Below are 25220 nucleotides of genomic sequence, written 5' to 3'. Positions count from 1 at the left end.
GTGATAAATACTAAAGCAAAAAAGGGATTAAAGTAAGGATAATTACTTAATATATTTATTCACTACACAAGAGGTATTTTCATGAGTCAATTACAAGTGGGTCTTGTTGGATGGCGTGGCATGGTTGGTTCTGTGCTGATGCAACGTATGGTAGAAGAAAATGATTTTGCAAATATTACACCTATTTTCTTCTCTACCAGTAATACTGGCGGTGATGCACCAAGCTTTGAGGGTGTTACCCATACTGAGGCCAATGCCAAGTTAAAAGATGCGCATGATATTGAAGCACTAAGTACCTGTGACGTCATTATAACCTGTCAAGGCGGTGACTATACCTCTGCCGTACATGGTCCACTACGTGAGTCTGGCTGGGATGGTTACTGGATTGATGCCGCCAGCAGCCTGCGCATGGCCGATGAAAGTATTATTATTTTAGACCCAGTGAACCGTAATGTGATTGATGATGCCGTTAAAAATGGCAAGAAAGACTTTATTGGCGGCAACTGTACCGTCTCATTAATGCTGATGGCCATTGGTGAACTGTTTAACCGCGGTTGGGTTGAGTGGGTATCGGCTATGACCTATCAAGCAGCCAGTGGCTCAGGCGCTAACAATATGCGTGAGCTAATCAGTGGCATGGGTCAACTGCATGACTCTGTGGCAGACGAACTTGCTGATCCTGCCAGCGCTATTTTGGCGATTGACAAAAAAATCGCTGACACTCAGCGCAGTGGCGACTTCCCAACTCAATACTTTGGTGTGCCCCTTGCAGGCAGCTTGATTCCTTATATTGATAGCCAACTTGAAAACAAGCAGTCGCGTGAAGAATGGAAAGGCGGCGTTGAAACCAATAAAATCTTAAACAATACCGGTGCTGATATCATTCCAATTGATGGTATTTGTGTACGTGTTGGTTCTATGCGCTGTCACGCTCAAGGCTTAACCATTAAGCTGAAAAAAGACATCCCTCTTGAAGAAATCGAAGACGCCCTAAAAAATAGTGGCAACGAATGGCTAGACTTCGTTGAAGATGATAAAGAAGCGACTATGCAGCGTTTAACGCCAGTTGCTGTTACTGGTACGCTAACCATCGCCCTAGGCCGCATGCGTAAGCTGAATATGGGTCCTGAGTACCTAAGCGCCTTTACGGTCGGTGATCAGCTGTTATGGGGTGCTGCAGAGCCATTACGCCGTATGTTGAACATTGTTCGTGAAGCCAAATAAGCATTCACTAATTCATTAGCTTGTTAACTTCATAAAAATAGCCCTGCTGATTTGCAGGGCTATTTTTTTATTCGATTTATTATTTGTCATTTTAATTAAGCACTAGAGTTTTGTCTTAACTCCTAACTTTGAGCGTTAAGCTGTCATATTTTTGAACTAAAAATAAAAAACCTCAGTAAAGTTACTGAGGTTTTTGTAAGTCATTAATAGATATGTGTTGCTAGCTGGTTAGTTTAACAAAGTATTGATGAATACAATGATCACACCAATCGGGGCAACAAACTTAGCGATAATTTGCCATAGCGTCCATGAACCACCTGATAAACCAAGCTCACTACGAACACTATCTTGATTCATCACCCAACCAACAAAGATGGTTGCGGCTAAGCCAGCGATTGGTAGCATGAACTTACTGGTTAACTTATCTAAGAAGTCAAAGATATTGTTACCCATAATCATCACATCTGACCAGACGTTGAATGACAGCAGTGCGGCAACGCCTAATAACCAAATCGCGATACTGGCAACGATAACACTCATGGTACGGCTCATTGGCGTACGCTCTTCTAAAAACTCAATTGACGGCTCAATCAACGAGATTGATGAGGTTAATGCCGCAAATGTAATTAACAAGAAGAATAAGGTACCTAACACTAGACCGGCTGACATACTACCAAAGGCAATCGGTAAGCTGACGAAAATCAAACCTGGGCCAGCAGCTGGATCCATACCGTTACTAAAGATGATTGGGAAGATAGCCAGACCTGCTGCTAATGCAATTACTGTATCTAAGATAACAACAGTACGCGCCATGCTTAACAGGCTCACATCGTTACCTAAGTATGAACCATAGGCAATCATGATACCCATACCCAGTGATAACGTGAAGAAGGCGTGACCTAAAGCAGATAATACGATATCTGATGAGCCTTCGCCAGTTAGCTTGGTTAAGTCTGGTGAGAATAAATAAGTTACCGCCTCACCGAAGCCACCATTCATCAGGTTATAGCCAACGATGACCAACAATAGCACGCCCAATAAAGGGATAAGTACTTTGGCGGCGCGTTCAATACCATTAGTTACACCTAGCGCAACAATGATACCGGTGATAAGCATAAACACCGTGTGCCAAATGGTTAATGTGCTAGGAGATGCCAACATGGTATTGAATACCGCTTCTACCGCGTCGCTATCAAGACCTGAGAATTGACCACCTGCAATCTTGGTCATGTAGTTTAGAGCCCAACCACCAATCACACTATAGAAGGATAGAATGATAAAGGCACCTAAAATACCGACCATACCAATAAAGCCCCAGCTTGTGCTTTTGCCTTCACTAGCGGCGACTGCAGAATATGAGTCCATCGGGTTTTTCTGACCGCGACGACCAATCATCCACTCTGCCACTAAGATTGGGAAGCCAATTAAGGCGATACATAAGAGATAGACCAGTACGAATACCGCACCACCACTCTCACCGACCATGTAGGGAAACTTCCAGATGTTTCCAAGGCCTACAGCTGAACCAACTGCTGCCAAGATGAAGCCCATTCGAGAGCTCCATTGAGCATGGTTTTGTTTACTTGACATATTTTTTCCTCCGGTCGTCCTAGACCTAATCTTTATCGTTACTCATTTTGATTCCAAAATAAGCAACAGACAATAACATTACGACAGAAACAGACAGATTTGGTTGTTATATATTTACATGCTTTAACAAACTAAGTCTGTTTCATATCTATTAAAATGTCAAGTTACTGAAAATTAAAAAAGCCATAACTATCCGTTATGGCTCAATTTTATTCTATATTTTAATCAGTATTTGTTCTGGTTAAATAGTTTCTATTTTAGCGGGTAATGCCACGATTGCTGTTCACTAAAGAGTCAATTAATAGCTGCACTTTTGGCTCTTGCGGCAAAAACTCTTCGGTTAATTCAGTGATGACCTGATCTGTGGTTTTGCCTGATCTAAAGATAAGCTTATACGCACTTCGCAAGATATTAATGGTTGGCTTCGGCCACTGCTTACGGCGCATACCCTCGATATTAAGACCATGGGTGCTGGCAGGGTTGCCAGAGACCAGTGTCATCGCTGCCACATCTTTTAAGATTACACTACCACCGCCAATCAGACTGTAGTCATCGATATGGCAAAACTGATGTACCCCAGCTTGACCACCGATGATGACATGATTACCCACGTGCACATGCCCAGCAATACCGGCATTATTAGCAAAAATATTGTCATCACCAATGACACAGTCATGCGCAATATGCGTATTGACCATAAATAAGTTGCCGTTACCAATCTTGGTCACACCTTGGTCCTGTATGGTGCCACGATGAAAACTACAGGCCTCACGTATCGAGTTATTATCACCAATCTCAAGCCAGGTCTCTTCACCTTGATATTTTAAATCTTGGCAATCTTCACCAATACTGGCGAACTGATAAATTTCATTATTTTTACCAATACGCGTATTTTTGGTCACCACCACATGACGTAACAATTTGGTGCCGGCATCAATAGTGACATTGTCCCCAACAATACAGTATGGACCTATTACTGCCGTTTCATGTATTTCAGCGGTGTCTGAAATGATGGCTGTGGGGTGAATATTTATCATTAAAGCAACCTGTCAATATTTGGATAAAAGGGTATGTCTTGTCTGTGCTTATAATAGCTGTTTAGCACTTGATTTATATAACATTTCTGATTAATTTTGAATACAAATAGCTTAGATACTAGTCTGTCAACATTCATTAATCATTTGTTGGTGAGTTTGATGCTTTATTATTACGTTAATTAACAACGGTCTTACTGTATCTGTCCATCAACGCTTTATCAGTCAACAAATTAATGGCTATCGTTTAAGAAATAGCCAGTTGAAACCTTCTTAAAAACTAATTACAGTTTCTGGGCTTACGATCCTGACGAATAATCATCAACTGTGCATTAGCAGCTAATTTATCATCCACATAAGCACGACAGTCGAACTTATAGATGTTGCGCTTGGTCAATATCAGCTCAGATTTAAGTATTAGCTGATCTCCTGGTACCACTGGATTCTTAAAGCGAACCTTATCAACACCTGCAAATAAAAATAAATAACCATCTTCTGCGGTAATACCTTCAGAAACAAAAGCCAAAATACCGGATAACTGCGCCAAGGCCTCAACAATCAGCACCCCTGGCATAATAGGCTCTTCAGGGAAGTGACCTTGGAAAAAAGGCTCATTAATAGAGACGTTTTTATAACCTGTTATCCACGTATTCGGACAGCAAGCAGTCACTCTATCAATAAGCATAAACGGATAACGGTGCGGCAAATAGCTTTTTAGCTGATCATAAGCCATCGGCATGCGAACAGAGTTCTGAGCCAAAAACTGCTCATCAAGCTCACTCATCTCCCAATCATCACCCCACCCTTTTGGTCGAGTTACCATTGGCGATGACGCCTGCTGGATTGCACCACTATCAGAACTTTTGCTCATTGCTCATCCTTACATCACATCAGATATCATTTAATACACTACTATATCGATACAATCAGTATGCCAGTTATTGAGGGTTAATTGGGGGTTAAATTTATATTATATAAAGCCCTAAGACTAAATGTACTTTTAAATAGCCTTTAGCAATTGATGATTAACCCTCTTTTTTGCCCAGCGCTCTTACTTTTACTGCCATTCTGCGCCAATCCATTGCTGGCATTGCAGGCAGCCCGGAAGAATAAACCCCAGCTTGCTTAATAGACTTGATCACCATGGTCATGCCTGAAAGCGCCACATCATCACAGATATTAATATGTCCGGAAATTCCTACATTACCACCTATCATACAACGTTTGCCAATACTGGTACTACCAGCAATACCGGCATTACCGGCAATGGCAGTACCTGCACCTATCTTAACATTGTGTCCAACCTGAACCAGATTATCGATAATGACATTGTCTCCAATGACGGTATCACCAATGGCGCCACGATCAATACAAGTATGACTGCCAACCCGTACTTGATTCCCAATAATGACTCGACCAAGCTGCACAATACGTTCCCAACCTTGAGTGTCAGTTGGGGGCAGTGGTGCAAAGCCAAAACCCTCTGAGCCAATACTGGCGCCAGGATATAGGCGCGCTCGATTACCAATCTGACAACGATGACCGATAAAGACATTAGGGTAAATCACACAATGCTCACCAATTTGAGCGTGCGCTTCAATGTGAACCTGTGACTTTAATTGAGTGCCTGTACCTATCTGTACCTGCTCACCAATTACGCAAAAAGGTCCAATATGCACGTTATCGCCCAATACCGCAGTGTCAGCTATCTGCGCCGTGGGATGAATAAAGAGCTCGTTAGCCGCATCAGGCTGTGGATCAAACAAATGTGTGACACTGGCATAAGCCGCATAAGGATTTGCCACGATGACAGCTACGCTGCTGTCAGGAACTTGATCGGCAAAAGCCTCAGCTACCAATATGATGGCTGCCTGAGAGGTTGGCAGTGCTGAAGCATAGGCTTTATCGGTTAAAAAACTCAGCTGTTGGGCATTGGCATCATTAAGGCTACCAATACCAGATACGGTCAGCTGCTGATTGGTTAGCTTCTGCTCATTTAAAACCGGCTGACGCGTGTTAATGGCAGCAATGATTTCAGCTAAGCTAACTTGAGATTCAAATGAGACCATAGTGATAAACCGTATCCTTATTAAAACACTGCGAAGAAAACAAACTAAGCCCTTTGTCATTATAAAGAGCTTAGTGTTGGTTCAAGATAAAAGATGAGTAGACTTACCTCAATAGTCTAATGATTACTTAGGCTAACCCTTAGAATGTACTACCGATCTGGAATTGTACTTCTTCAGTTTTATCGCCTTCTTTATCACCAAATGGCTTAGCGTAACTGATAGAAATTGGACCAATTGGCGTAAACCAAGTAATACCCGCACCGGCACTATAACGCAAGTCATCATCACGACTTAATAGCGGTACTTGTTTCTTATCTAAGTTGTCATTATAACCGGCATACTCACCTTTTAACTCAAAGGTCTGGTCTTTTTTATCGGTAGTATCAAATACTTGACCACCTTCAACGAAGATAACAGGGCGCACTTGGTCAGCCCAATCGCCTTTAAATGGCATGGGTAAGATAAGCTCAGCACCAAAGGTTGCCAACGCGTTACCACCCACTTCCTCTTCATCGATAAAGCCATTTGGATAAGAGCTACCGTTAGCAGCGTAATCAAAGACTGGAGAACGTGGGCCTAGGCTTGACGCCTCATAACCACGGACTGAACCATAACCACCGGCATAAAAGTTTTCATAAAACGGTAGCTTATTACCATAACCTAGTTTTGCATAACCACGAGCAACAAAGTCTTTGGCCAATGGGAAATAAATATTACCACGGTAGATTAGTTTTTGGTAAGTCTGATCACCAAAACCTAAAGTAGCGCTGATATCATGACTCATCCCCTTGGTCGGGAATACTGGGCGATCTAAGGTACTATAATCCCAGCCTAATAATAGGTTATAGGTATTATAGTCGTTCTTAAAGCTGGCACTGGATAATCTATCAACATTACCGTTAGCATCAGTACTTTCATACGCTGTCATTTTGCCATCTTCTTTTAACAGCTCAGAAACGTTTGATAATCCCATAAAGCGGCCACCACTGACCTCAGTATTATCAAAGTTAAAGCCAGCGCTAATACGTTTGGTTTCATCAATTGGGTAGCTGTAGCTTAAGGTCGCACCATAAGAGTCTAGAACATAGTTACTCACGTTACGATCATCATATTTGGTATTACGGTAGTAAGCGCTTAGCCCTTGTGACACACCGTTAGCGGTGAAGTAAGGGTCGGTAAAACCTAAGCTATAAGAGTCACGCGTTTGCGAGCGTGAAAACGCTGCATTAACTCGGTTACCAGTACCCATAAAGTTACGCTGACTGAAGTCTAGCTGGAAGGTCACACCGCCACTTTGCGAATAACCGGCGGCAATGGTTGAACTACCAGATGGCTGCTCTTCAACCGTAAAGTTAATATCTACCTGATCAGGGGTATTAGGAACTGGGCGCACATCAACGTTGACCGCTTTAAAGAAGCCGGTACGCATTAAACGCACGCGTGAAGTCTGAATCTTCTCGCTTGATGCCAATGCCCCTTCAAGTTGGCGCAGCTCTCGGCGTAATACTTCATCTTCAGTTTTGATATTGCCGTTAAAGTTAATACGACGCACATATACTGGGCGTGCAGGATCAATAAAGTAATCAATATCAACGGTTTTGGTATCTTCGTTGATACGCGGCACAGGGCGAATTTGGGCAAAATAGAAGCCGTCATCACCATAATGATTTTCAAGAGCTGCTGTTGACGCTTCAAGTTTGGCTTGTGAGAAGCGCTCGCCTTGCTGGAACTCTACTTGTTCAAACAGTTCAGCAGTATCATAGCTTGGCTTACCTAAGAAGCTGACTTCACCAAACTGGTACTGTTCGCCTTCAGTGACGCTTACTTCAATAAAGACTTTATTTTTTTCTTCATTAATATTTAACGTGGCATTATCAACACTGAAGTTAACAAAGCCTTCGTTTAAATACATGGCTTTTAAGTTTTCCAAACTGGCAGCCAATTTTTCTTTGGCATAACGGTCAGATTTGGATAAAAAACGGGTCCATGACGATTCTTTTACCGCAAATACGTCTTTGATATCGTCTTCGCTAAAGTACTCGTTACCAATCACATTGATATCGACTACTTTGGCTGGCTTACCTTCAATAAAACGAATGGTCAGCTTAGCACGATTACCTTCTAGCAGCTCTTGATCAACTTCGATGTCGCTGTTGTAATAGCCTTGGCTGATATATTGTTGTTGCAGCTCATTGGCAACGTTTTGAACAGTTGATTGCTTTAAAACATCACCAACAGAAATACCGGCGTATTTTAAACCTTCTTCTAAGCCTTGCTTAGGAATCAGCTTATTGCCTTCAAAGTTCACTTCCGCCACGATAGGACGCTCAACTACGAAGTAAGTAATGCGACCCTCATCTTGTTTGGCTTGAATGTTGGCAAAGTCACCTGTTGCATAAAGCGCTTGAATACTGTTCGCTAAATCCTGATCGGTAACCACACCACCCACTTCGGTGGTTAATAAAGGGTATAAGCTTTCTGGGGTTAAACGCTGAAGACCAACAAATTCAATATCCGTTAATACTTCGTCTGCCGCATGTGCTGATATGGCCATCATGGCAACAAAAGCAGGCACTGCTACTCGTTGGGCTTTTTTTAATAAAGACGTTTGCATACATACAATCCGTAATTCAAAGAACTTGCTTAAGGTGAGGTAATACTGTTATGTGTCAAATAAATGTCGAAGCACGTTATGTTTGGGTGCTTATATTAATATGATTTCTTAGCATTTGGTATAACCACTAACCACTTCTTAAGCTACCAATGTGAGCGTAAAGTACACATCAGGTATTTAAGCGTGTTTGTATACTGTTAAGCTTTCTATAAAAGCATATATTTGAAAGCATTTAATATAACAAACTATTTGTGGTTATAAAATTAATTAACGTTAGTTTTTTTAAAAATAGCGACTAAAATCATTGGTTATCGCCAGAATCATAAACCCTATCAGCAATAAAAAACCAATATTAAAGCCAATGGCTTGCATATGCTCTGGCAATGGCTTACCTCGGATCAATTCAATCAAGTAATAAACCAAGTGACCGCCATCTAATACAGGTATGGGCAACAGATTAAGCACAGCAAGGCTTAGGCTAATAATAGCCGCGGTTGATAGCACCTGTTTCCAGCTAATATCAAAGCTTTGTTTACTCACGACGGCAATTGAAATCGGACCAGATAGATTCTCTAAGCCTACTTTGCCGGTAATCATCTTACCCATTGAGTTTAAGGTCATGGTAGCCAATTGACCGGTCTTGGCAAAAGACTGCGTAATCGCACCAATAGGTCCGTAGGATACCATCGTTTTGTACTCATCAGGTACAACAATCTCACCCGGATCAACACCAGCGCCAATTTGGCCATAGCGCTGACCGGCTTGCGCTTTTTTACCTTGCGGCATAATTTGCAAATCAACTTGCTGCATCTCGCCAGCGTCGTTTTTGCGCTGCACCGTAAAGTTAAGCAGCTTTTCTGGGTTATCCCGAATAATGTGAGTGGCATCTATCCAATCGTCGATCGGTTGGCCCTCAATGGCGATAATTTTGTCACCAACTTTCATGCCTTGACGAATAGCCGCACCATCTTCGGTTAACTGAGCAACAATTGGCTCAATATGGGGCTGCCATGGCAGTATCCCTAATCCAGATAAAGTGTCTTTGCCAGACTCTGAGCCTTGTAAAAAGTCTCTAATAGGCACGTTTACTTGCTTGGCTGGCTGTTGATTGACTGACTCTGTAGCCGTCTCTTTGCTAGCCAATTCTGTACTAGCCGATTCTGTAACAGCCGCTTCCGAAGCAACTGGCTTCTGGCTATCTGCGTCTGATGCAGTGCTAGTCTGCTTCGTGATGGACGTCGTATCCATTGGTTGTAATGTCACGCGAACACTACCGGTTTCGCCCATGCGATCAGCCAAGCGATAATTGACCTCTTCCCAGGTTTTTACAGCATGACCATCAACAGCTACGATTTTATCACCAACAGGCAGGCTGACGCTTGCAGCTGGACTGTCAGGCAGCACAGAGCCAATGCGAGTATTTAGCTGCTCGCTAGGCACTAAGAACAACACCCAAAACAAAGCAATGGCGATAATAAAGTTCATTATCGGACCGGCGGCCACAATGGCAATCTTTTTTAGCGGATGCTGATTGTTAAAGGCCAAGTGTTTTTCGCTATCGGCTACCTCTGCTTCACGCTCATCGAGCATCTTCACGTAGCCGCCTAATGGCAAAGCTGAGATACGATAGTCGATGCCAGACTTCTTGCTGGTCCAACTGGCCAACTTAGGGCCAAACCCAATGGAATAGGTCAACACTTTAACGCCGCATAAGCGAGCCACAATATAATGGCCCCACTCATGCAGCGCGACTAATGGACCTAAAACGGCAATAAACGCCAACGCAATTAACATAAATGACATTAACCGCGACACTCCTGTATGGCTTGCTGCGCTTGCTTACGTGCCAACTTATCTATATTCAAAATATCTTCTAACTCGTTTATATTCATTGAAAAATTTGGATCAATACCGTGGCTTAAACCAACACGATTACAAGATTTGTCCCTGCTAGTTTGTGATTTTTGATTGACCTCAGCCACTGTATCGCCGTCTAGCATCTTGTCTAATACCCTTGCATTAATCAAGGCAATATCGGTTAAAGAAACTTGCTGTTTTATAAACGCCTCCACTGCTACTTCATTGGACGCGTTTAAAGCAATGGTCGCTGCTTGCCCTGATTGCATGGCCTGACGTGCCAATTTTAGACAGGCAAATTTTTCTAAATCTGGTTCAATGAATTCCAGAGCCGATAACTTAAATAAATCTAGTGGCTCAACTCCGGCGGCAATACGATTGGGATATGCTAAAGCATGTGCAATGGGTGTGCGCATATCAGGACTACCCATTTGCGCTAAGAAACTACCATCGGTGTACTCTACCATGGAGTGAATAATACTTTGTGGATGAATGACCACTTGAATATCTGATTCAGCCAGATCAAACAAATGACAGGCCTCGATCAGCTCTAAGCCTTTGTTCATCATGGTTGCAGAATCGACAGATATCTTTTGCCCCATCGACCAGTTGGGATGCTTAACCGCTTCACTGACACTGGCTGTTTGCATTTGCTGCAGATTTTTATGTAAAAATGGACCACCAGAAGCGGTTAACCACAGCTTTTTGACGCCGTAATCCGCATTATGAATGTCAGTATTTTGTTGCTGCACTTTTGAAGGTAAGCACTGAAAAATGGCATTGTGCTCAGAGTCTAAGGGTAATAAGGTTGCCCCATGCGCTTTGACTGCCTGCATCATCAGGCTGCCGGCCATTACTAACGCTTCTTTATTGGCCAATAAAACACGTTTGCCAGCACGCGCAGCGGTCAATGTCGATGACAATCCAGCGGCGCCAACAATAGCGGCCACCACTGTATCCACTTGTGGATCAGCAGCGAGCTCATCTAATCCTGCTTGACCGCCGACCACATCACAGTGTAGTCCGGCCTGTTGCAAGCGTACTGCAAACTCATCTACCTTGTCATCAGGAACTGCCACACGTGAAGGCTGGAACTGCTGACACAGGGCAAATAATTTGTCCAGTCGACCATGACCTGATAAGGCATAGACTTGGTATAGCTCAGGGTGATCAGCCAATATAGACAGGGTGCTGTCACCGATAGAACCGGTTGCCCCGAGGACGGCAATGCGTTGGGTCATAACTTACCTTTCAAACGTTAACTGCAAATTTTTAAACAAACTGTTATCTACAAGCGTACTTACAAGTGCAAACTTTGGGCCGTACATATTGGCTTTTAAAAAATAAACTGACCTTTAAAAAATCAAACTGACCTTTAAAAATATGGCAACTTAGATCAAACTTGGATTGCTAAGATAGACATCAAACAGACTATTGAATGACCAATAAGCCCGCGTGCTGTAGCGCCCAAAAGCCCAGTGCAAATATCGGGGTTGCCGCCAATAGAGAGTCAATGCGGTCTAATACTCCGCCGTGCCCTGGCAAGATAGTGCCTGAGTCTTTAATGCCCGCTTTGCGCTTCAGCATCGACTCAAGCAAGTCGCCCAATACGGAGGATAAAATTGTGATTAGCGACAGTCCGACAAACAATACCAAAATAGTGCCGGTTAACTTTAACTGAAACACACTAATGGCAATGACTACCGCAAATCCGGTTGCCAATCCGCCTGCCAGCCCTTCCATACTCTTATTAGGTGATACATTGGGCGCCATTTTGCGTCGTCCCAATTTGCGACCCACGAAGTAGGCGCCACTGTCTGCACACCACACCAATAAAAAGACATACAATAACCAAAATGGCGAGAACTGCCATAGATAAAACATGGCGCTAATCGCAGCGGTTAGCAGCACCAGCCCTATCACTGACAGCTGTTTGCCATACCAAGGCGTTGAGGCAGGAAAGCGGCCGACCCAATATAAGGCCATCAGCCAAATAATCGCCGACAACGCCCACCAAGCAGGCCAGGTATGCGGCGCAAGCAGTGTCACTAAAGTAATGGCCAATACCAGGACGACAAACAACAAGGGAATGTGCCATTTTGGCATCATCTTGGTCCATTCATAGGCAGCAACGGTGACCCCAACTGCCAATAATGGAACGATCAAATAAGGTGTTTCGCTTGCGAACAGTGCGATACCGACGATGATAACCAAAACGATAGCCGTTTTAATACGTGTCCACATATTCGAGCACCTTTATATTCTTCATTTATTGACATCCTTCTATGGATATCGATTTTTATTAAGATCGGTCTGTTTAAATCAGTCTATTAAATTCTATCTTTTCAGGTCTGTTTATTAAGACCTTGTTTTCCTATCGCGCGCATCTTAACGACTATTATCTGTACTCTTTAATAAGATACGCCTTAATAATTAACTGGCTGAGCCAGCCTGTTCTTCAATTTGCTCACTGGTTTTACCAAAGCGGCGCTGACGGCGCGAAAACTCAAACAGCATAGTATTGAGCTCTTTGGGCGTAAAATCAGGCCATAAGGTATCAGTGAAAAACAGCTCCGCATAGGCTGACTGCCATAATAAAAAGTTAGAAATACGGTATTCCCCACCGGTACGAATCAGCATATCCACATCCGGCACATCAGCAAGCTGCACATGCTGATTTAGCGCATCAACCGTCACCTCATCAGGCGTCAACTGACCGTTTGCCACCTGATCAGCCAAGATACTTGCGGCATTGGCAATATCCCACTGACCACCGTAACTGATGGCGATCACCAGTGTCATGGCGTCATTTTCTGCAGTCTTAGCTTCTGCATCAGCCATTTGCTGTTGCAGCTCTGGGCTTAACTGACTTCTATCACCGATAAATCTTAGGCGAATGTGATACTTTTGCATGCGCGGCATTTGTTCGGTAATGGTCGCTGACAATAGGCGCATTAACAATGCTACTTCGTTGGCCGGGCGCTGCCAGTTCTCACTAGAAAAAGCAAAAACGGTTAACACTTCAATACCCGTTGCCACGCAATACTCAACCAAGGGATCAAGCGCTTCTTTACCGGCCACATGACCTTGGCCTTTTGCCATCCCATGAGCTTTGCCGTAGCGGTTGTTGCCATCCATAATTACCGCAATATGCTTCGGTAAGACGGCCGGCGTTGCCAGTGTTGGTTCAGTGGCGTGATGTGATGCAGATGGTGACGGTTGTGGCTTGGTCATAATAGTAGGTATCTGAATAGAATAGTAGGTGTCGGTCTACAGCCGCCTAGCGTCACTCGCTAGACAGCTGCTTGTTTTGATTGGCATTAGGATAGGAACGAACGGAACTAAAATACAGTATTAAACTTCCATTAGCTCTTTTTCTTTGGCATCAAGTTTGCCGTCGATGCTAGCGATATATTTGTCGGTTAACTTTTGGATGTCATCACTGGCGCGGCGCTCTTCATCTTCACTAATTTCTTTTTCTTTCGCCAAGTCTTTGATGTCACCTAACATATCACGGCGCACGTTACGGATAGAAACACGGCTGTTTTCAGCTTCAGCACGCGCTAATTTCTGCATGTCACGGCGTGTTTCTTCGGTTAGTGCTGGCATTGGCACACGAATCACGTCTGCGGTCATTGGGTTTAAACCCAAATCTGCTTCACGAATGGCTTTGTCTACCGCTTGTACCATAGAGCGCTCAAATGGCTGCACTAGCAGAGTACGTGAGTCTTCAACGTTAACGCTGGCCACTTGGTTTAGTGGGGTGTCTGCGCCATAGTAGTTAACCATCACACCAGATAACATGCCTGGGTGCGCACGTCCTGTGCGGACTTTGCTAAAGGCATTTTCTAGTGCTTCGATGGTTTTTTTCATGCGATCTTCGCCATCTTTTTTAATATCATTAATCATAATCTTTTCCTTCTCAACTTATCTATTAAAATCAACGTGTAAAGACAATGTGATTTGGTTACTGCTAACTATTAACTAACACCATAACAAATTAATGGAACACACGGGTGCCTTCATTTTCGCCCATGATCACATTCAGCAATGAGTTGGGCTTATTCATGTCAAATACTTGTAGTGGCACATTGTGCTCACGGCATAGGGCAATGGCGGTTAAATCCATCACACCTAGTTTTTGCTCTAACACTTCATCAAAGGTCAGCGCGTCATATTTATTAGCGTCATCGTGGACACTTGGGTCTTTGTCATAAACGCCATCAACTTTGGTCGCTTTTAAAATCACGCCAGCTTCAATTTCGATACCACGTAAGCAGGCAGCGGTATCTGTGGTGAAGAATGGGTTGCCGGTGCCAGCAACAAAGATACACACATCACCATTTTTTAAATAACGAATAGCGTTACGGCTACTATAGCTTTCAGTCACTTCACCAATCGGTAACGCTGACATTAAGCGGGTGTTGATATTACGACGCTCTAGCGCATCACGCATGGCCAGACCGTTCATCACAGTGGCTAGCATACCCATTTGATCACCGGTGACTCGGCCAACCAAACCTTCTTTTTGTAATTGACTGCCACGATATAAGTTACCGCCGCCGACCACGATACCAACTTGTACACCAAGCCCGCATAGGTGAGCAATGGCCAAGCTCATTTTATCAAGTACCGAGGCATCAATACCCATACCCTGATTACCGGCTAAAGCTTCGCCTGATAGTTTAAGTAAGATACGAGAAAATTGTGGATTTTTATCAGACATAAGGCACCTTTTTGTTTTAACTGATGAAAGACGAACGTATTAATTGCTTATCTTATAATGGCATATATGGTTTAAAAACTGGTTAGCCGGCCAAAAAACCAAGCTAAATTCGGTAAAGTTTACCAAAAAACGCTATCTGCTTATAGCGCTAATTTGCTAACGAGGCAAATAAGTCATACTCACTGGCCTCATCGATGGTGACTTGCAGCATGTCCCCTACTTTTACCGCTATTTGGCCATTTTGTACGATATTATCGACATACACATGACCATCAATCTCAGGCGCATCGGCATAGCTGCGGCAAATGGCAATCTGTTCGGCCACATCAATCTCATCGACTAACACATTCATGCGCTTGCCAACTTTTTCTTGTAGCTTTTGCTCAGAGATTTGCTGCTGCACCGCCATAAAACGCTCATAGCGCTGTTGCTTAATCTCTTCTGGCACCGGATTGGGCAGATCATTGGCGACGGCGCCTTCAATTTCTGAATAAGTAAAGCAGCCGACACGGTCCAATCTGGCTTGCTTCAGCCAGTCTAATAAATACTCGAAGTCTTCTTCAGTTTCGCCTGGGAAGCCAACCACAAAGGTTGAGCGAATCACGATATCAGGGTTTATTTCACGCCATTTTTGAATGCGCGCTAAGGTGTTTTCACTGTGCGCTGGGCGTTTCATAGCTTTTAAGATACGCGGACTGGCATGCTGCAGTGGAATATCCAAGTATGGTAGCAGACCGCCTTGATCCGTAGGCTTGGCCATCAACTCAACCACTTTATCTACATGCGGATAAGGATAGACATAATGCAGACGTACCCAAATGCCCACTTTGGCTAACGCTTCGCATAAGTCAAAGAACTTCGACTTAAGCGGCATGCCATTCCAAAACGTGGTTTTGTATTTTAAGTCAACGCCGTACGCTGAGGTGTCTTGAGAGATGATGAGCAGCTCTTTGACGCCTGCTTTTTTGAGTGCCATGGCTTCATTCATCACGCTATCAATCGGACGTGATACCAAGTCGCCGCGTAAGCTAGGAATGATACAGAAGGTACATCTGTGGTTACAACCTTCAGATATTTTGAGATAAGCATAATGGCTTGGGGTCAGCTTAACACCCGCATCATTAATTAAATCAATTTTGGGATCATAGCTGCGCTGCTTATCAGATTTAGCAATTGGCGCATGGGTAGATACAGCAGTAATCACTTCATCATACGCATGTGCGCCGGTCACTGATAATACCGCCGGGTGCATTTGACGGATTTTATCCGCATCTTTACCCAAGCAACCGGTAACGATAACTTTACCATTTTGGCTAATCGCCTCGCCGATGGCATCTAATGATTCTTGTACTGCTGATTCAATAAAGCCGCAAGTGTTAACCACGACCAAGTCTGCACCATCATAATCTGATGCCACTTGATAGCCATCACGAGTCAGCTCAGTGATAATGCGCTCACTGTCAACCAACGCTTTAGGACAGCCTAAAGACACAAAACCGACTTTGGGGGCTGTTTTTGCAGTCACTGGTTGTGATTGAGCCGCATGTTGGCTACTGTCGCTAACACTACGATTTTGATTATGATTGGCCTTGTGGTGATAGGCCTCAGTGGCTGTTTCTGACTCTGAAGAATTGGCCGGCTGTGAAGCATCTGGCGCTTGACTCGTTGTTTTAGGTGCACTCGTTGCTTTAGATGCATTGGGCACATAAATAGAGACAGGATCTGATGAAGAATCGCTTGGCATAGAAGATTTGCTTGGCATAAAAGAATACTTTTTTAAATAATGAGGAGTATAACAAAGCGCAATACGTATTTGTTGTGTGGTGCATTGTACGAATTTTAACCGCATGATACCAGTGTCAAAATATTATTCATCTTATTTTCATCAACCCTATCAACTTGACTTCTGCATCCCATCCCTATTGATGTAGCCTTGCATAAGCTAAAAATGAGTGGTTACTGGTTAAACACAGGCTGAAAACGAGTTAAATATAGCTTGAAAATAGGCAGGCCTCAGTCAAAATCAACAACAACCACATCAAAAAATGCACTAAAATAAATCATAATATAAAAATAACCGCAAACTCTGCACTATTAGAGTGCAAACTTGTTATTCTAACCTCTGCTATCATTGATAATTGTGAATAATTAACCGTTAAACCAGTTTCTATTGCTCACAACTCGTCACAACAACTACCTAACTGAATAACCCCATAACTCCACAACCGAAAAGCCCGCTTATGACCGCACCCAATCCACGCCTATTACTGCAACACCTATATACCGGTGTGATCTGGGTCAGCCACGACTTGCGTATTGCTTGGGTCAATACCCAAACCGAGCAAATCTTATCGGTCAGCGCTTCACGCTTGATTGGGCTTAATATTATCGATTTATTATTACCTGTTCATTTAACCCCTGACCGCACAGAATCCATTGATACAAAAAACACATTACCTCCGCATCAAACGTCTAACGGCAATCGTTTAGATGACAGTGAAAAAAATGACGACCCTCACTCAATAGTAGAAAAACAAACGCCCCATTTGCCGACCTTGACCGAAGCCTATAACAAGCTGCAAACCCAGTTTCATAACGCCCAATACTACCAGCAGCCCTTTATAGAATATAATCGCCAAATCCGTGGTATTCATCAGCCTTTAGACCTGCACTATAGCGTTACCCCGGTTGAGCAAGAGGGCCTGCCTTACTTTTTGATTGAGATCTGGCATGGTGATCGCCGCAATCGACTGGACAAAGAACAGCAGCTTCAAGAACAACATGACGTCTCACGCGAAATGCTACGCTCCGTTGCCCACGAAGTGAAAAATCCGCTGGCCGGTATCCGTGGTGCCGCACAGTTATTGATTCGTCAAGCCCGCTCTAGCTTAGCGGCGAATTCTGATTTGACACATACTGAGCAACAGCCCACGGTGATGGTCGATGCTAATAAGCTAACCACATATGCCAATATTGTTATCAGTGAGACCGACCGCCTGACCAAACTGATTGAGCAGTTACTGGGTTCCAATCAACTGCCCGAATTTGCACTTATTAATATCCATCAACCGTTAGAGCATGTGTTACTACTGACTCAAACTCAGCATCCCAGCGTCAATATAAAAAGAGACTACGATTTATCTTTGCCGGAACTGATGGCGGATAACAACCAGTTGATTCAAGTATTTTTAAACCTCGTCAACAATGCCTGTGAGGCGATGCTTGAGCAAGACAGCAATACGTTGAGCGCAGACTATCAGCCGCAACTGACCATCACCACTCGTATTGAGCACCAATACACCATAGGTACTGTGCATCACAAACAGGTCATTAAAGTGAGTGTGCAAGACAATGGCGCCGGTATCAGTCATGCGTTAATTGGGCGCATCTTTTTTCCTTTAGTGACGGCAAGAGCGAATGGCACAGGGTTGGGGTTAGCGCTGGTGCAAGAGATAGTGCATCGTCACCAAGGCAGCATTGAGGTTGCTTCACAGCCAGGCGATACCCAGTTTACGGTGTATCTGCCGTTGACTATCGTTGATCCACCCTCTGCTTCTGGTTAGGTTTGGTGTTAGAGTCTAACTATCTACTGCTCTATACCCATAATATATCTAGACCTATAAAGCATTTAGCTCAATAAAAAGTTTAATCCAATAAAACAACACGATTTTTTTAACCCCACATCACACAATGGAAGAGCACTCATGACGACGCAACACAGCATTTGGTTAATCGATGATGATCCTGCATTACGTCTTATCTTAGAAGATACCTTCAATGATGCTGGGTTAATGGTACACCCGTTTTCTAATGCCAAAGGCGCTTGGACCAAGCTTAACCAAGTACTAAAAGGTCAACAGCCAGTAGACAGCCTGCCGGATGTCATTTTAACTGACATTCGCATGCCGATGATGGATGGGCTGTCTTTTAGTCAATGGATGCATAAAAACTTCCCACAACTGCCAGTGATTATCATGACTGCTCACTCTGATTTAAAATCAGCGGTTGATAGCTATGACACCGGAGCGTTTGAATATCTGCCCAAGCCTTTTGATTTAGACCATGCGGTATTGGTTGTTAAAAAAGCGATTCAATCCAATCCAACTGCGGCTAAAGCAAACGCCAAACAGCCATTCAGTTCTAACCTACAGACAGATCCAAACCCAAGCCCAAATATAAATAAAAACACTAAAAATACAAAAGACACAGCCGCCGACAACATAAGCACCGACCCTAAAAAGCCATCAGTCGTAAAACCATTCAAACCTGCATCATCTAAACCAGCTCTATCCAAAGCAGCGACTAGCCATCACCACGCTGAAAACACCTCGCCCATCATTGGTCAATCTGTGGCGATGCAAACTGTGTTTCGAGCCATTGGCCGCCTCGCCGCCTCACCGATTACCGTCTTAATCACAGGTGAATCTGGTACCGGTAAAGAATTGGTCGCTGGCGCATTACACCAAAACTCACCTCGCAGCAAAAAGCCGTTTATTGCCTTAAACATGGCGGCTATTCCGCATGAGCTGATAGAGTCAGAATTATTTGGTCATGAAAAAGGTGCGTTTACTGGCGCGACCACTCAGCGTCAAGGCCGGTTTGAACAGGCCAATGGCGGCACTCTGTTTTTAGATGAGATTGGAGACATGCCGTTTAGCACCCAAACCCGGCTGCTGCGGGTACTGGCCAATGGTGAGTTTTTCCGTGTTGGCGGCCAGCAGCCCATCAAAGTCGATGTGCGTATCATTGCCGCTACTCATCAAAACTTAGAGCAGTTGGTGAAAGAAGGCAAATTCCGTGAGGATTTGTTTTACCGCCTCAATGTGATTCGTCTGCCACTACCACCGTTGCGTGAGCGACCAGATGACATCGCTGAACTGGTTGATTTCTTTATGATTAAAGCAGCCAAAGAAATGGGCACTGAGGTCAAGCAGCTGTCAGCACAGGCAATGGCAATCATGCAAGCCTTTGATTGGCCAGGTAATGTGCGCCAACTTGAAAATGCCTGCCGCTGGATCACCGTGATGGCCACAGGCGATATGCTAACGGTTGAAGACTTGCCGCCAGATTTGACCGAATTTGCTACCCGTTATTTAGCGCCAGAGTCGCAAACAGCGGAGTTTACTACTCATAGCACAAATGACCCTGCTCTGAACTCTGAGGTATCCAATAATAACCAATTGGATAGCCACAATATCCATTCTAACAATAGCGCTAACAACCTAGCGTCTGCTCATGCTCACAACCTACCCACTGTTGATAGTCTAAGCTGGCAGCAGCAACTACGCACTTGGGCAACCCATGCACTGCATGAAGGCCAAACCGATATCTTGCAACAAGCGGCCCCTGAGTTTGAGGCAGTATTGATTGAAGTGGCATTGGCGCACAGCAATGGGCGCAAAGGCGATGCCGCTGAACTGCTCGGTTGGGGACGCAATACCTTGACTCGAAAAATTAAACTGCTTGGCTTAGATAATAACTTGGCTTAAGAATAAACAGATAAATGACAAATAAAACGATACTCAATCTGATCAGTCAGCATTTGGCAAAACGAGGCTATCAAATCAGTAAGCACTTGCGCCTAAGCCAGCACAGTGCTGACAACCACAATAACCAAAAAGATGGGATGCCAATCGATGTCTTCTACCAAGGTTTAACACTGGTAACACAGTCGACATCGGCAGTTTTGTCCACTGCATCTGAGGGTAGCCCAGCCTATGTTTATAAATGGCAACTGTCGCCATGCCATTCTCAAGCGCAGCTACAATCGCAAAACAAATACGAACAACAGCAGCAAAGCCCACATCTTACTTTTGGCTTATATCAAGAAATAGAGTGTTTACAGTCTATTCATCACCAGAGCCGGTCAGCTCATCACTTGACGAGCTCAATAGACTCTGGCTCACCGGTAGTGCCTATCCTTGTTTATGATAATAATTTTATACTGTCTGATACTGAGCAAGCTCACCGCTGGCAAGGGGTTGGCTTTATGATGCCTTATTTTGCTCAAGGCAGCGTTAAACACTACTTAGCCTCACATAATAACCTGCACCAAAACAGCCTAGATATTCATCATAAAATAAAGCTAGCACAGGCGATGGTTAGCAACTTAAGACAACTGCATCAATTAGGCTGGGTGCATGGCGATATTAAGCCGAGCAATTTTTTAATAAGCAGCACAAACACCGATTTCAGCACTTATCTCAGCGATTTGTCTTGTGCGTTTCAAGTAAACGATAATACAAATGCCACTTCAACCGCCCTAGCTACCTTGTCGGGTACCGCTGCTTATATGCCACCTGAATGCTGGCAAGGTCAGCCAAAAAGTGAGCAAAGCGATATCTATGCGCTTGGCATCACTTTGTATGAGGTGTTTATGGGAGAAAAACCGTTTGTAGCCAATAAGCTGTCTGGTTGGGCGCAATCACATTGCCAGCAACCTCTGCCTTTACTGTCAGAGCCATTAAGCAAACAAGTTCCTGCTCTTCAGGTGATAATGGATAAGCTATTGGCAAAACAAGTCGATAACCGCTATCAGTGTATGGATGAGGTGTGCTCTGATGTCAGTCAGCTGCAAAGACAATAACCAACAGAGACCGACAAAATGATCAAACAGTGCCTATGACTTAGGATGCTAAGGATTTTCGAGAATATAAAACATTAGGCAATAAAAAACCCGCTTAAGAGCGGGTTTCAAATATTCGGTATGAGAGTAACTAACCGCTAAAAATGGTGGGGATGGAGAGACTCGAACTCTCACACCTCTCGGCGCCAGAACCTAAATCTGGTGCGTCTACCAATTCCGCCACATCCCCATTTCTACTTTCTTTGTATGCTCGCTTGTTATAACGAATCATACAACACTGGGTTAGTGTGTCTCAGTGGTTGTGTATTATATAGATTTAATTTCAGTTGGCAAGCATTTTTTCGCAATTTATCGCCAATAAGTTTGAGCTTAATTGATGGCTTAACCCAACTTATGGTTTCGCTTACCTTTATACAAGCAATCTATTTAAAATTTTAGGCAATAAAAAACCCGCCAAAAGCGGGATTTAATATATGCTGTGAGAGTACTAACCGCTAAAAATGGTGGGGATGGAGAGACTCGAACTCTCACACCTCTCGGCGCCAGAACCTAAATCTGGTGCGTCTACCAATTCCGCCACATCCCCATTTTACTATCTCTGTAGTTTCGCTTGTTATAACGAATCTACACACTGGGTTAGTGTGTCTCAGTGGCTGACTATTATATAGATTTAATTTCAGTTGGCAAGCATTTTTTTGAAAAAAAATTACCGATGACTTGATTAACTTAAAACATAGCCCGTTTTATAAAGTGATATTTTATTGTTTACACCCCTATTTTAAAGTCTTAGTTTAGTATGAACTGCTGTGATAACGCTTGCTTTCGGTCAGGGTTACTGGCACTATTTTTGCTGTATAGGTTTTTAACTTAAATATGTGGGTGCGATACCAATGTCAAATATCAACCAAAACAAGAATCAAAACGAGAGCCAAAACGAAAATCAAAACAACAGCACAACAGTCAATAGCTTAAACTTGGATAATGAGCTGGCAGGATTATTGCGAGATTATTTAAGACAGCAGGTGACACCCACCATTGAACTAGACCCTAAGCAAGTCGCCTACCGCTGGGTCGGTGGCCGTCAAGGTCGACTAGAACCGATTGAAGTTAGCTCACTGCTTAGCTTAGATGACTTAATCGGAGTGGATACGCAAAAGGCAAAAATTAGCCAAAACACGCGTCAGTTTTTAGCCGGCTATCCGGCCAACCATGTACTAATGACAGGTACCCGTGGTGCCGGTAAATCATCGCTGATTCGAGCACTGTTAAACGAATTCAAAGCCGATGGCCTGCGTATGATTGAAGTCGCACGCGATGATTTGCAGATGCTAGATAAGATTCGTCAAGCCATCAGTGCGCTACCCGAAGATGCCGGCTGTCGTTATATCGTATATTGTGATGATTTGGCATTTAATGGCCAAGATGAGAATTATCGTACCCTAAAAAGCGTACTCGATGGAGCGCTGGACTCTGAGCAAGATAAGCTACTGGTATATGCGACCAGTAATCGACGCCATTTGCTACCGCAGCTGATGAAGGATAATGTCAATATCTATGACGGCCAAACCGATGAGGTCAATCCGTATGAGACCATTGATGAAACCGTGTCTTTATCGGATCGCTTTGGGCTGTGGTTGTCGTTCTATCCAATGAATCAAGAGACTTATTTGAATATTGTGGCGCATTATTTACAGGCACAAAACCTAGAATATGACGAGGCGGTACGCGGACAAGCGCTGATGTGGGCCTCTTCTCGTGGCGGGCGCTCAGGGCGTGTGGCGTATCAGTTTGCAAGACACTGGGTTGGTCAGAAGCTGTTAAATCAAGACAGCTAAGCTAACACTTACTCCATAAATTTAACCTACTTAATGAACTTGCGCATTAGATAGCGCGATAATGTCACATTATGGCGCTCAACCTGTTGCTGCTCAACAACCTCAAATCCTTGTTTTAAAAAGAAAGGATACGCAAGCTTTGAGGCGTGCACCCAGACAGTATTGATACTCATACCGTAGGGGTTGAATACTGTCTTATCATATAACGCTTGGGCAACACCTTGACGCTGATAATTTGGGTGTACAAATAGCCCATCGATATAGGCGCACTGAGGATCATTTTCACTGCTCTGATTTTTATACAGCAAATATTCAATAAACCCTACGACTTCCCCTGCTGCGCTTTCAGCAACCGATGGCTGAGTGCGGGCAAAACGATGCTTCCAAAAGTCCTCGGGTGTAGCCAGTCCTGTTTCTACTGTCATCCATGCTCTTTTTTGCGCCTTAGAGTATATCAAGTCGTCAATTGCCAAAATGGATTGTTCAAAGATGTCTATCAGTTTAGGAATATCTGCATGAGTTGCATTGCGAATGGTCAATGTCATCTCTAAACCTTATCCTTCGCATTAGACTTAACACCATCTGCGCTGACTTCAAACTGTGCAAAATCACGTGCTAGCCATACATTGCCCTGATAAAACTTCTCAACCTCTTGGCGTATATCGGCCATATTGGAAACCTTACTGTCTGGGTCATCGTACGGCTGATAACGGGCGCTAAAGTGAGTCACTATTAAATGTGGCAAATTAACCGCTTGCGCAAACTGTGCCACACTTTTTGCAGTAGTGTGCATCGGGTCAAAGCCATCAACACGCATAGCAATTTTATCCGCCACCGCTTGAGTATAAGTGGCTTCATGAACCAGCAAGCTTGCGCCCTGTACCGCTTGTCGTAATAGATTTGGACTGTCATTGTCACCGGCGACGACTATCTTAAGCTGCTGCTGTTTGCGCAGTGTAAAATCAACCGAAGCCAGTCGCTGCCCTTCTTCAGTAATCACATCTTCGCCCGCTTGCAGCTGCCCCCAAATTGGACTCGGCTCGATACCAGAGGCCAGTAATTTATCTTTATCTAGCGCAATGGTTTCGACGCTTTGGGTCAAGCTATAGGCATAAGAATCAACACGATGCGATAACTTAGTTACCTCAATTTGAAGCTGATGCGTGGCTGATAAATCGAATAACACAGGCTGATTAGATTGACCGCTTTCAGCAACTAAGTTTTCAGTAGCGATATAGGTTATCGCATAGGGTAAATACAGCTCAGTGGTCTGCTGTATCGCACTCATAAACTGCTCAATAGCTTTCGGAGCAATGATAGTCAAAGGCTCAGTGCGTCCTGCCATAGCCAAACTGGCTAACAGCCCCGGTAGACCATAGCAATGATCGCCATGCACGTGGGTAATACAAACTGCTGCCAACTGCTGACCGCTCAGCTTGGTATGTAACAGCTGATGCTGGGTTGCTTCGCCACAATCGATTAATACCCAAGGCTTTTTGCTGCCGCTTTGCTGACTACGCTTAGAAGCAAAGGGATTGATACATTCAACCGCCAACGCCGTGACATTGCGGTGCTTGGTGGGAATACCGGCTGAGGTGCCCAAGAAGGTCAATTGCAGCATAGCTTGAGTGATTATCCTATCAATATAAGTACGGGTTACAATGTGAGTCAGGGTTAGTTAGTTA

The 25220-nt window shown here is 43.9% G+C and carries 19 protein-coding genes and 2 tRNA genes; 5 read left to right on the top strand and 16 right to left on the bottom strand.

Going from position 1 to position 25220, the window contains the following annotated elements:
• The first annotated feature begins 81 nt into the window (after positions 1-81).
• Positions 82-1224 (top strand): aspartate-semialdehyde dehydrogenase, encoded by a 1143-nt coding sequence (gene asd, locus A6J60_RS11250; RefSeq protein ID WP_096066073.1) that lies wholly within the window; start codon positions 82-84, stop codon positions 1222-1224.
• 228 nt (positions 1225-1452) lie between these two features.
• On the opposite strand, the gene A6J60_RS11245 is transcribed toward asd, so the two are convergent.
• The 12 genes from A6J60_RS11245 to rimO all read right to left on the bottom strand — a co-directional run bounded on the left by A6J60_RS11245 (position 1453) and on the right by rimO (position 16858).
• Positions 1453-2814: a sodium-dependent transporter gene (locus A6J60_RS11245; RefSeq protein ID WP_096066072.1), complete on the bottom strand. Its 1362-nt coding sequence runs from the start codon at positions 2812-2814 to the stop codon at positions 1453-1455.
• A 257-nt stretch (positions 2815-3071) separates the two neighbouring features.
• Positions 3072-3851 carry an acyl-ACP--UDP-N-acetylglucosamine O-acyltransferase gene (lpxA, locus tag A6J60_RS11240; protein ID WP_096066071.1) on the bottom strand — a complete coding sequence of 260 codons (780 nt, stop codon included), beginning with the start codon at positions 3849-3851 and terminating at the stop codon, positions 3072-3074.
• 277 nt (positions 3852-4128) lie between these two features.
• On the bottom strand, positions 4129-4671 hold the full coding sequence (fabZ, locus tag A6J60_RS11235) for a 3-hydroxyacyl-ACP dehydratase FabZ (RefSeq protein ID WP_227526196.1): 543 nt from the start codon (positions 4669-4671) through the stop codon (positions 4129-4131).
• Between the two features lie 202 nt (positions 4672-4873).
• Positions 4874-5917, bottom strand: a complete 1044-nt coding sequence (gene lpxD / locus A6J60_RS11230; protein ID WP_096066069.1) for a UDP-3-O-(3-hydroxymyristoyl)glucosamine N-acyltransferase — start codon at positions 5915-5917, stop codon at positions 4874-4876.
• A gap of 139 nt (positions 5918-6056) precedes the next feature.
• Positions 6057-8531 (bottom strand): outer membrane protein assembly factor BamA, encoded by a 2475-nt coding sequence (gene bamA, locus A6J60_RS11225; protein WP_096066068.1) that lies wholly within the window; start codon positions 8529-8531, stop codon positions 6057-6059.
• Positions 8532-8813: 282 nt separating this feature from the next.
• Positions 8814-10334, bottom strand: coding sequence for an RIP metalloprotease RseP (gene rseP / locus A6J60_RS11220; RefSeq protein ID WP_096066067.1), 1521 nt, complete (start codon positions 10332-10334; stop codon positions 8814-8816).
• Positions 10334-11629, bottom strand: a complete 1296-nt coding sequence (ispC, locus tag A6J60_RS11215) for a 1-deoxy-D-xylulose-5-phosphate reductoisomerase (RefSeq protein ID WP_096066066.1) — start codon at positions 11627-11629, stop codon at positions 10334-10336. Before ispC ends, rseP begins: the two co-directional genes overlap by 1 nt.
• A 190-nt stretch (positions 11630-11819) precedes the next feature.
• Positions 11820-12632, bottom strand: a complete 813-nt coding sequence (locus A6J60_RS11210; protein ID WP_096066065.1) for a phosphatidate cytidylyltransferase — start codon at positions 12630-12632, stop codon at positions 11820-11822.
• A 189-nt stretch (positions 12633-12821) separates the two neighbouring features.
• Entirely contained in the window at positions 12822-13622 is an 801-nt protein-coding gene (gene uppS / locus A6J60_RS11205; RefSeq protein WP_096066064.1) for a polyprenyl diphosphate synthase, read from the bottom strand.
• A 120-nt stretch (positions 13623-13742) separates the two neighbouring features.
• Positions 13743-14297, bottom strand: a complete 555-nt coding sequence (frr, locus tag A6J60_RS11200; protein ID WP_096066063.1) for a ribosome recycling factor — start codon at positions 14295-14297, stop codon at positions 13743-13745.
• Positions 14298-14388: 91 nt separating this feature from the next.
• A complete protein-coding gene (pyrH, locus tag A6J60_RS11195; RefSeq protein ID WP_096066062.1) occupies positions 14389-15114 on the bottom strand; it encodes a UMP kinase in 726 nt (241 codons plus the stop codon).
• Positions 15115-15262: 148 nt separating this feature from the next.
• Entirely contained in the window at positions 15263-16858 is a 1596-nt protein-coding gene (gene rimO / locus A6J60_RS11190; protein ID WP_096066061.1) for a 30S ribosomal protein S12 methylthiotransferase RimO, read from the bottom strand.
• Between the two features lie 496 nt (positions 16859-17354).
• Between rimO and A6J60_RS11185 the strand changes: the two genes are divergently transcribed.
• The 3 genes from A6J60_RS11185 (at position 17355) to A6J60_RS11175 (ending at position 21700) form a co-directional block, all read left to right on the top strand.
• Positions 17355-18677 carry a two-component system sensor histidine kinase NtrB gene (locus A6J60_RS11185; protein WP_096066060.1) on the top strand — a complete coding sequence of 441 codons (1323 nt, stop codon included), beginning with the start codon at positions 17355-17357 and terminating at the stop codon, positions 18675-18677.
• A gap of 141 nt (positions 18678-18818) precedes the next feature.
• On the top strand, positions 18819-20603 hold the full coding sequence (locus A6J60_RS11180) for a sigma 54-interacting transcriptional regulator (RefSeq protein WP_096066059.1): 1785 nt from the start codon (positions 18819-18821) through the stop codon (positions 20601-20603).
• Positions 20604-20617: 14 nt separating this feature from the next.
• Complete coding sequence (locus tag A6J60_RS11175; protein ID WP_096066058.1) at positions 20618-21700, top strand: protein kinase domain-containing protein; 1083 nt, start codon at positions 20618-20620, stop codon at positions 21698-21700.
• A 144-nt stretch (positions 21701-21844) separates the two neighbouring features.
• Here A6J60_RS11175 and A6J60_RS11170 read toward each other — a convergent pair.
• Positions 21845-21929 (bottom strand) — tRNA-Leu (locus A6J60_RS11170).
• A 272-nt stretch (positions 21930-22201) separates the two neighbouring features.
• A tRNA-Leu gene (locus tag A6J60_RS11165) sits at positions 22202-22286 on the bottom strand.
• Between the two features lie 304 nt (positions 22287-22590).
• Here A6J60_RS11165 and A6J60_RS11160 point away from each other — a divergent pair.
• Entirely contained in the window at positions 22591-23535 is a 945-nt protein-coding gene (locus A6J60_RS11160) for an ATP-binding protein (protein WP_096066057.1), read from the top strand.
• A 26-nt stretch (positions 23536-23561) separates the two neighbouring features.
• On the opposite strand, the gene A6J60_RS11155 is transcribed toward A6J60_RS11160, so the two are convergent.
• A complete protein-coding gene (locus tag A6J60_RS11155) occupies positions 23562-24080 on the bottom strand; it encodes a GNAT family N-acetyltransferase (RefSeq protein ID WP_096066056.1) in 519 nt (172 codons plus the stop codon).
• Between the two features lie 2 nt (positions 24081-24082).
• Positions 24083-25156 carry a ribonuclease Z gene (locus tag A6J60_RS11150; RefSeq protein WP_096066055.1) on the bottom strand — a complete coding sequence of 358 codons (1074 nt, stop codon included), beginning with the start codon at positions 25154-25156 and terminating at the stop codon, positions 24083-24085.
• Between the last annotated feature and the right edge of the window lie 64 nt (positions 25157-25220).

Source organism: Psychrobacter sp. FDAARGOS_221, from assembly GCF_002313155.2.
Taxonomy (GTDB): Bacteria; Pseudomonadota; Gammaproteobacteria; order Pseudomonadales; family Moraxellaceae; genus Psychrobacter.
This window is presented reverse-complemented; position numbering and strand designations above follow the sequence as displayed.

Excerpts from the sequence above, each read along its gene's own strand:
- asd (WP_096066073.1), top strand. The coding sequence starts at position 82 with ATGAGTCAATTACAAGTGGGTCTTGTTGGATGGCGTGGCATGGTTGGT.
- A6J60_RS11245 (WP_096066072.1), bottom strand. The coding sequence starts at position 2,814 with ATGTCAAGTAAACAAAACCATGCTCAATGGAGCTCTCGAATGGGCTTC.
- lpxA (WP_096066071.1), bottom strand. The coding sequence starts at position 3,851 with ATGATAAATATTCACCCCACAGCCATCATTTCAGACACCGCTGAAATA.
- fabZ (WP_227526196.1), bottom strand. The coding sequence starts at position 4,671 with ATGGTAACTCGACCAAAAGGGTGGGGTGATGATTGGGAGATGAGTGAG.
- lpxD (WP_096066069.1), bottom strand. The coding sequence starts at position 5,917 with ATGGTCTCATTTGAATCTCAAGTTAGCTTAGCTGAAATCATTGCTGCC.
- bamA (WP_096066068.1), bottom strand. The coding sequence starts at position 8,531 with ATGCAAACGTCTTTATTAAAAAAAGCCCAACGAGTAGCAGTGCCTGCT.
- rseP (WP_096066067.1), bottom strand. The coding sequence starts at position 10,334 with ATGTCATTTATGTTAATTGCGTTGGCGTTTATTGCCGTTTTAGGTCCA.
- ispC (WP_096066066.1), bottom strand. The coding sequence starts at position 11,629 with ATGACCCAACGCATTGCCGTCCTCGGGGCAACCGGTTCTATCGGTGAC.
- A6J60_RS11210 (WP_096066065.1), bottom strand. The coding sequence starts at position 12,632 with ATGTGGACACGTATTAAAACGGCTATCGTTTTGGTTATCATCGTCGGT.
- uppS (WP_096066064.1), bottom strand. The coding sequence starts at position 13,622 with ATGACCAAGCCACAACCGTCACCATCTGCATCACATCACGCCACTGAA.
- frr (WP_096066063.1), bottom strand. The coding sequence starts at position 14,297 with ATGATTAATGATATTAAAAAAGATGGCGAAGATCGCATGAAAAAAACC.
- pyrH (WP_096066062.1), bottom strand. The coding sequence starts at position 15,114 with ATGTCTGATAAAAATCCACAATTTTCTCGTATCTTACTTAAACTATCA.
- rimO (WP_096066061.1), bottom strand. The coding sequence starts at position 16,858 with ATGCCAAGCGATTCTTCATCAGATCCTGTCTCTATTTATGTGCCCAAT.
- A6J60_RS11185 (WP_096066060.1), top strand. The coding sequence starts at position 17,355 with ATGACCGCACCCAATCCACGCCTATTACTGCAACACCTATATACCGGT.
- A6J60_RS11180 (WP_096066059.1), top strand. The coding sequence starts at position 18,819 with ATGACGACGCAACACAGCATTTGGTTAATCGATGATGATCCTGCATTA.
- A6J60_RS11175 (WP_096066058.1), top strand. The coding sequence starts at position 20,618 with ATGACAAATAAAACGATACTCAATCTGATCAGTCAGCATTTGGCAAAA.
- A6J60_RS11160 (WP_096066057.1), top strand. The coding sequence starts at position 22,591 with ATGTCAAATATCAACCAAAACAAGAATCAAAACGAGAGCCAAAACGAA.
- A6J60_RS11155 (WP_096066056.1), bottom strand. The coding sequence starts at position 24,080 with ATGACATTGACCATTCGCAATGCAACTCATGCAGATATTCCTAAACTG.
- A6J60_RS11150 (WP_096066055.1), bottom strand. The coding sequence starts at position 25,156 with ATGCTGCAATTGACCTTCTTGGGCACCTCAGCCGGTATTCCCACCAAG.